We start from the raw sequence: 7511 nt of genomic DNA on the forward strand, positions 1-7511 counted from the left end.
GCCCTTCTTCGTCACCACCACGCAACTGCGCGGCCACTTCGACGTGGTCGCGCGCGCCGTGGGCTGGAACATCAACGGCACGCCGATCACCGGCAGCACCGAAATCGTCCTGCCCGCGCTGCCGCCGGGGCTGCGTGCCGGGCTGGCCGTCATCGCCGCCAACCCGACACGTGCGCTGCGCACCGTGATCGACGAAGTGAAGGTGGCGTCCACCAGCATCGTGCTGCGCGACGCGCTGCCGCGTGCCAGCACGGCAGGCAATCTGCGGGTGTACGGCAACGTGGTGCTGGCGGGTCACGGCGCTGCCCGACCGATGCGGGTGCTGGGCAGCGGCGACGCGACGCGCAGTCGTCAGCGTTTCCTGTTCGACGCGAGCGACACCAGCTTCGTCGCCGACGCGCGCATGCCGGCCGGCGTGCGTGCCGACGTGCAGGTGCAGGTCGGCGACGAGTTCTGGACCCAGGTCGGCAATCTCAACGACTCCGGCCCGGCCGACGCGCACTACCAGACCCGTTTGAACGAAGACGGCCGCCTGTGGGTCGAGTTCGGCGACGGCACGCACGGCCGGCGCCTGCCCACCGGCGCCAACAACCTGCGCATCTTCTGGCGCCAGGGCGTGGGCACGACCGGCAACCTGCCGGCACACGGGCTGTCCGGCCTGGTGAAGCCGCACGCCTTGCTGGCCGGCTTCGCCCAGCCTCTCGCTGCCGCGGGTGGTGCGGCGCGTGAAGGGGTCGAGGCCATCCGCGAGAACGCCGCGTCGTCGCTGCTGGCGCTCGAACGTGCGGTCTCGCTGGAAGACCACGCGAGATTGATGCGTTCGCATGCCGCGGTCGTGCAGGCACGTGCCTTCGCGCCGGCCACCGGACTGGCGCGGCGCGACCGGGTCGAGGTCCACGTCGTGCCCGCGGGCGCTGCCACGCTGACGGCCGAGCTGAAGGCGGAACTGACCGAGTTCGCCACCGCGCACTCGGCTCCCGGCGTCGATGTGTCGGTGCATGCGTACACGCCCTTGCTGATCGGTTTCAGCGTGGTGATCCGCGTGCGCCGCGAATCCTTCGACGCCGACCTCGTCGCCGCACAAGTGCGCAACGCCTTGCAGGCGGCGTTCGGAATCGACCGGCGGGCGCTCGGCCAGGTGCTCTACCGCGGCGAGGTCTTCGCCGTGGTCGAACAGGTGACGGGTGTGGAGAACAGCGACTGCCGCATCGTCATCGATGCGGCCACCACCGCGCTGGCGCGGCGCGTGGCCATTGCCGCGCCCGACGTCGTGCTCGCCGTCGTGCCCCAGCCCACGCAGTGCGTGCACGTGCCGCACACCACGCCCGGCCAGCCGATGCCGCACATCGACGTTCGTGTGGAGGCCTTCGCGCCATGAAGACCATTGCCTTCGCCGCGTTGCAGTACCGGCACCTGCCCGAGGTCTGGCGCGATCGCGACAACACGCGCACCGACGGCAGCGGCGCCTTCGTGCCCGGCGACCTGCACCAGCTGGTCTCCGTCTACGGCGAACTGCTCGACGCCTTCTATCGCACGCTGCGCCAGCGCTACTACGACAGCTTCCCCGGCTTCGACGACGGCGTGCCCGACGACGAAGGCCGCCTGCGCGGCTGCCAGCCCTGGGTGCTGCCCTACATCGCGCAGCTGCTCGACGTCGCGCCGCTGTCGCCGCTGGAGAGCGGCCGCCGCGCCGAAGTCGACGAGGCGATCGGCTGGCGCCAGCGCAAGGGCACGCTCGACGTGGCCGAACGCATCGCCGAGAAGGTTGCCGACTTCGAAGCCGAGATCCACGAAGGCTGGCGCCGCGTCGCCGTCGCCGCGCGGCCGGGCCTGGCGCTGCTGCCGGCCGCCAGCTTCGGCGAAGCCGAGCTGCAGGTGACCGGCAGTGCGGCCGCGAGTGCCTGGCTGGCGCCGGCACGTGCACGCCACCCGGGCCTGCCCAACGGCACGGTCGACCTGCGCCGGCATTCGCGCGCCGTGCGCAGCGACGGCACCGACCCCACCGTGCAGCTGACGCGCTATCCGCACATCGAGTTGTCCGGCCTGTCGCCGAGTGCCGCGGCGGCCGAGCGCGAACGCGTGCGAGAGAAAGGCCTGCTGTGGCGCCAGGTCCATCGTCACGGCGTGCCGTGTTTCCCCGGCAGCTACCAGGACGTCAGCGCGCGCACGGTCGACCTGCGCACACCCGACTGGCGGCGCGGCCATGCGCATCCGAAGCGGGTGGTGCTGCACCTGCCGCCTTTCGAGGGCCTGTTCCCGGGCAACGCGGTCGGCAAGGCCTGGTCGGTCATCGCCGCGGTGGTCGATGCCTCGCTGCCGCTGCCTGCGGCGCTGCCGCTGCAACTCGAATCCGCCGACGGCACGGTGACCCTGCGTGCCGCGCAGGCCACGCACCGTGTGTGGGTGCGCGGCCCGGTGGTGCTGGCCGGAACCGGCCGCTGGCGTTTCGTCGACCTCGACTTCGACACCGCGCCGCTGGCCCCGGCCGGCCACGTCGAGCTGCAGAACTGCCAGGTGCAGGACATCGACGGCTTCGCCTTCCAGGGCAGCGCCACGCAGGCGAGCTGGGCCCTCGACCTGGCCACGCCGGTGCAGGCGCTCGCCGCCCTGCCGACGGGGCACCCGGTGGCCCTGCAGCTGGAGGCCGACGCCATCACTGTGCGCCGCCGCGAGGCGAGGACGCCGGTGCGGGTGACCGGCACCGTGAACCTCACCCTGGTGCGCCGCTGGCGCTTCGAGGACCTGTGGCTGGACGGCGAACTGAAGATCTCCAGCGGCCGCGTTTCACTGGAACGCTGCGCGTTGCGGCGCGTGCATTCGCACATCATCGATGCCTTGCAGCCGGTGCTCGTCGCCCGCTCGTGCCTGTTCAACGAGTTGCTGGCACCGCGCGGAAGCGTCGAACTCGAATACTGCAGCGTGCTCGACCGCTGTGTGRCCGAGGCCTTGTGGGCGAGCGACTGCATCTTCATGCAGTTCCCGCGCAAGGACCTGCCTGCGGCCGACACCGACGTGCCGAAGGCCGGCTGCCTGAGGTATGCCCGCCTTCCCGAACCGTCCGACCTGCCGCTGTGGATGGCCGGCATGGTCTCGCACCTGCGCGTCGCGCTCGGCACCTGCACCTCGGCCACGCCGGTGTTCGTCTCCGACACCTTCGGCGAAACCGGCTGCGGCGTGCTGCATCCGGCCAGCGCCACGGCGCTGCGTCACGGCGCCGAGGACGGCGGCGAACTCGGCGCGCACCACGAGCAGAAATACACGCTGCGCGAACAGGCCGTGATCGACAAGCTGGCCGACTACCTGCCCCTGGGCATCACGCCCGTGCTCGTACCCGACGACACCTTGCTGTGCGCGCCGCCGGCTGCCGCCTGAGCCGGTTTCTTCCGAAGCATCACCTGAACCCACGAGGCCCTTCATGAAGACCCAGATCTCCAGAGACAGCTTCCGCCCCGCGGCCGGCTTCTCCGGCGTGTACCTGCAACAGGGACGCATGATCGTCGACGCGGACTGGAACGAAGCCACCGACATCGGCAAGACACGCCTCGAAGCCGCCTTGCGTGATGCGATCGCCTCGGGGTCGCCGCGCACCGGCGGTCTTGCCATCGTCAAGCCGGCCGCCACGGTGCTGATCCGCCCCGGCGCCTTGTACGTCGAAGGCGTGCCCGCGCGGCTGGACGGCCCGGCCGCCGGCCTCGCGCTGACCGCCCAGCCCGACTACCGCAACCCGCCCGTGCTGCCGGCCAACGACTACCGCCTGTATGCCGATGTGTGGGAGCGCCCGGTCAGCGGGCTCGAGGACGATTCGCAACTCGACGCCGGCCTGCACGGCGCCGACACCGCCACGCGTACGCGCACCATGCTGCAGGTCAAGTGGTGCGCGGCCGGCATCGATCCCGCCAACGCGAGCGTCAACCCGCCGATCGGCACCGCGCCACTCGCGCTGCGGCTGCGCCAGGTGGTCAATGCGCTGGACAGCTGCGACCCCTGCGCCGCCGAGGTCGAGGTCGACGAGCGCATCGGCAACTACCTGTTCCGCGTCGAAGTGCACGATGTGTTCGACGATGCCGGCAGCCGCATGCTGGTGCTCAAGTGGTCGCGCGACAACGGCGCCGAAGCCTATGCGCCGACGAGTTTCCCGGCCGGCTTCGACCAGGGCGGCTGGGTGTGGGAGTTCTTCGACGTCGACAGCGAGAACCTGCTGGGTCACCACTTCCCGGTCGGGCAGGCGCGGCGCCGCGGCGTTCTCTCCAACAGCTTCACGGTACCGGGCGGCTCCGCACCCAGTGCCTTCGTGCGCCAGTGGGACGGCTTCGCGAAGTTCAACCTGACGACGCGCACGCTGGTCGAAGGCCGCGATCGCGGCGTCGTGCTGTCGGGCGCGCTGGCCGGCGATGCCCACGGCCATGTGTCCGTGTCGGCGACCGCGCTGTCGGTCAATCTCGAACTGATGGAGCTGCACCTGGTCTTTGCCGGCGCATTGTCCCTGGCCGGCGACTACTGGCAGGCCCCGGTGCGCGAAGCCGTCGACACCAGCGGCGACTGGGTGCTGGGCGCCAGCGCCGTCGCAGGCGAAGCACCCCGCGGCATCCGCCACCACTACTTGCCGCTGGCGGTGGTGGATGCGGCCGGCAACCTGGTCGTGCAGACCGACCCCGAGCGGCGGCGCATGAACTTCCCGCCACTGAGCGACATCCGTGCCATCGACGTCGGCTTCACGCCCACCTGCGCCGGCCTGTACGGCACGGCGCCCAACGTGCAGGCGGCGCTCGATGCGCTGTGCGGCATCGGCGCCGAGGACATCGGCTACACCCTGCCCGGCTGCGGCACGGCGCCGGGCGCCGCACCCACCGTGCGCACCCTGATGGCTTCGGTGCCGAACTTCCCGAACCTCGACCTGGTGGAGAAGAACCCCTCGGTCAAGGACATGATCGACGCCTTGATGTGCCACCTGAATGCGGCACGCCTGCCCTACGACGGCACGGCGGCGGCGGTGCTGGCGCGCTGGCGCGACCTGCTGGAGAACCCTGCAGCGACCGCACCCACGACGGCGCAGCAGGCCATCGACACCCTGCTGCTGCAACTCGACAGCACCGACATCCCGCACGACCTGGTGGCCTGCACCGGCACGGCCGGCATGGTGCGCACGGTGCGCGAGCTGATGGGGGCACCTGCCGGCATCCAGCCGGTGGCCCAGCTGCTCGAAGCCTTGTACTGCCACTTCAACGCGACCCACCTGCCACTGAAGAAGGACACGCTGGCCTGCCCCGACCTGCGCACCGATGCCAATGTCGTCACCGTGCAGGACGCCATCGACAAGCTGTGTGAACAGGCCGGCGACTGCTGCACGGTCACCGTGGCGGCGGGGCAGCTCGAGAGCCGCCTGACCGAGTTCGCCGCCAGCAGCCTGCAGGACCTGTCCTTGTGCCTGCTGCCGGGCACCCACACGCTGGCCGCGAACGTGACGATCAGCGGCAAGCGCAGCCTGCGCATCGGCGCCTCCGCGCCGTCGGCCAGCACCTTGTCGCTGGGCGGGACCACCTTCACGTTCACGGGCACGGAGTTCGTGCTCGACAGCTTGCAGGTGCAGGCCAGCGGCCTCGGACACATGCAGCTCAACGCGTCGCGCGTGACGGCCACGCGTTGTTCCTTCTCGCGTTCCAGCGCCATCGAGGGCGCGCTGCCGATGGTGCGCGTCGGCACGCGCACGCAGCCGGTGCAGCTGACCTGGCGCGACAACATCATGAACGACGTCTGGGTGCGGCAGGAGCGCGGTTTCTCGGTGCTGGTCAACGTCAACGCGATGGGCAACGAGGCCGTCGTGAAAGCCTTCCAGGGGCTTTTCGCCGACGAGACGGTGTACACCGACGCCCCCCGTTTCGAGGCCGGGCTGGACAAGGTGCTCGACGTCTTCGTCGAACTGCCGCGCGACGAGCGCATGCGCATTGCCGACGTGATCGGCCGCAACATCGTGCGCGGCAGCACCCCGGTGCCGGTCAAGCGGGCCGTGAAGACCGCGGCGAAAAAGACAGTCGCGGCGGCCAGGGGCACGGCCGGCAAGGCCGCCGCCAAGGCTCCGGACGGCCTGGTGGCGTCGAGCGCGAAGGTCAGCACCACCCTGAGCCGGCTGAGCGGCATCAAGCTGATCGAGGCGCAGAGCGACGCGGTGCTGCGCAACGAACTGACCCGCGGCACGGTGTCGCGCGCCGCGCTGCGCGACGGATTCCTCAACGACGTCTTCGACCTCGTGCTCGAAAGCGGCTTCAACATCGCGCTGGGCATCAGTTCGCACCGCGGCGACGCGACGCTCGCCGACAACCGGATCGCCGGTGAAGTCGTGCTGATGAACGAACTCGAGCGTGCAGGCACCGGCGCGCCGGCAAGCCAGGTCGGCGCCGACCCCGAACTGGCCGTGCGCCTGGTCGACGGCGACATGTGGGTCGCAACCGGCGGCGGGCGGCTGCATTGCAGCGGCAACCAGATCCAGCGGCTGTGGGCGCTGTTGCCCAGCGCGGCCATCCAGGATGGCCGGGTGCTCGGCGTGCAGATTCCCGGCTGGAACACGGCCACCCTGACCGGCAACCAGCTCGGTGACTTCGGACAGTCGGTGGTGGCGCGCATGCTGAACCTGTCCGGCAACCACATCGCCAACGGCAATCCTTCCGGAGTGACGCTGATTGCCCGCCTGTTCTCGGTGAAGCTCGCCATCACCGGCACCACGGCGCAGTTCGCCGATGAATTCACGCCCGTCTTCGTGACGGTCAACGTGTCCGCAGGCAGCGAGACGGGGGCCGCGGTCGGCAACCTGGTTCTGGTTCGCAGGTTCCCAGGCGTATGAAGACCCTTCACCAACGCCGAATCGCAGCCCGGGCAGCACGCTCCGGGCGCGGGCCCGCCACCCCCGGACGCAGCGCCGAGGTCGCCGAACGCAACCGCGCGGCCGTCGCGAAAGCCCTCGCCGCACCGGTGCAAGCCAAGCTGCAACTCGGTTCGTCCAACGATGCACAGGAACACGAGGCCGACCGCTTCGCCGCGCAGGTGATGAGCCCGGTCGCGGGTGGCGGACAGCAGCTCGTGCAACGCCAGTGCAGCTCCTGCGCACAGGAGGACGAAGTCCAGCGCAAGCCGGCCGATGGGCCGGTGCCCGAAGAGGAAGAGAAGGACGATGAAGTGCAACGCAAGGCCCATGCAGAGGGCGCCGGCGGCGGCACGGTGGCCGATGCCACGGCCTCGGCCATCAACAGCCAGCGCGGCGGCGGCGCGCCGCTGCCGAGCGGCGAGCGCAGCTTCTTCGAGAGCCGCGTCGGTGCGCCGCTGGATCACGTGCGCGTGCATGCCGATGCGCCGGCCGCGCAGCTGGCCGGCGACCTCGGCGCGCGCGCCTTCACCGTCGGCCGCGACGTGTTCTTCGGTGCCGGCCAATACCAGCCCGGCGGTTTCTCCAGCCGCTGGCTGATGGCGCACGAACTCGCCCACGTGGGCCAACAGGGCCAGGGGGTCGTGCGGCGCTGGAC

The 7511-nt window shown here is 70.7% G+C and carries 4 protein-coding genes; all 4 read left to right on the forward strand.

What is annotated here, in order from left to right; genetic code table 11:
- The coding region (locus tag AC1D01_RS14275; RefSeq protein ID WP_477867264.1) for a baseplate J/gp47 family protein at nucleotides 1-1378 on the forward strand (1378 nt) is incomplete at its 5' end.
- Entirely contained in the window at nucleotides 1375-3372 is a 1998-nt protein-coding gene (locus AC1D01_RS14280) for a hypothetical protein (RefSeq protein WP_477867266.1), read from the forward strand. The genes AC1D01_RS14275 and AC1D01_RS14280, both read left to right, overlap by 4 nt.
- Nucleotides 3373-3415: 43 nt before the next feature.
- Nucleotides 3416-6835 carry a hypothetical protein gene (locus AC1D01_RS14285; protein ID WP_477867268.1) on the forward strand — a complete coding sequence of 1140 codons (3420 nt, stop codon included), beginning with the start codon at nucleotides 3416-3418 and terminating at the stop codon, nucleotides 6833-6835.
- 128 nt (nucleotides 6836-6963) lie between these two features.
- Nucleotides 6964-7511 (forward strand): eCIS core domain-containing protein (locus AC1D01_RS14290; RefSeq protein ID WP_477867270.1); only part of this gene is annotated, 548 nt, incomplete at its 3' end.

The organism is Rhizobacter sp. P3_B12, assembly GCF_056402895.1.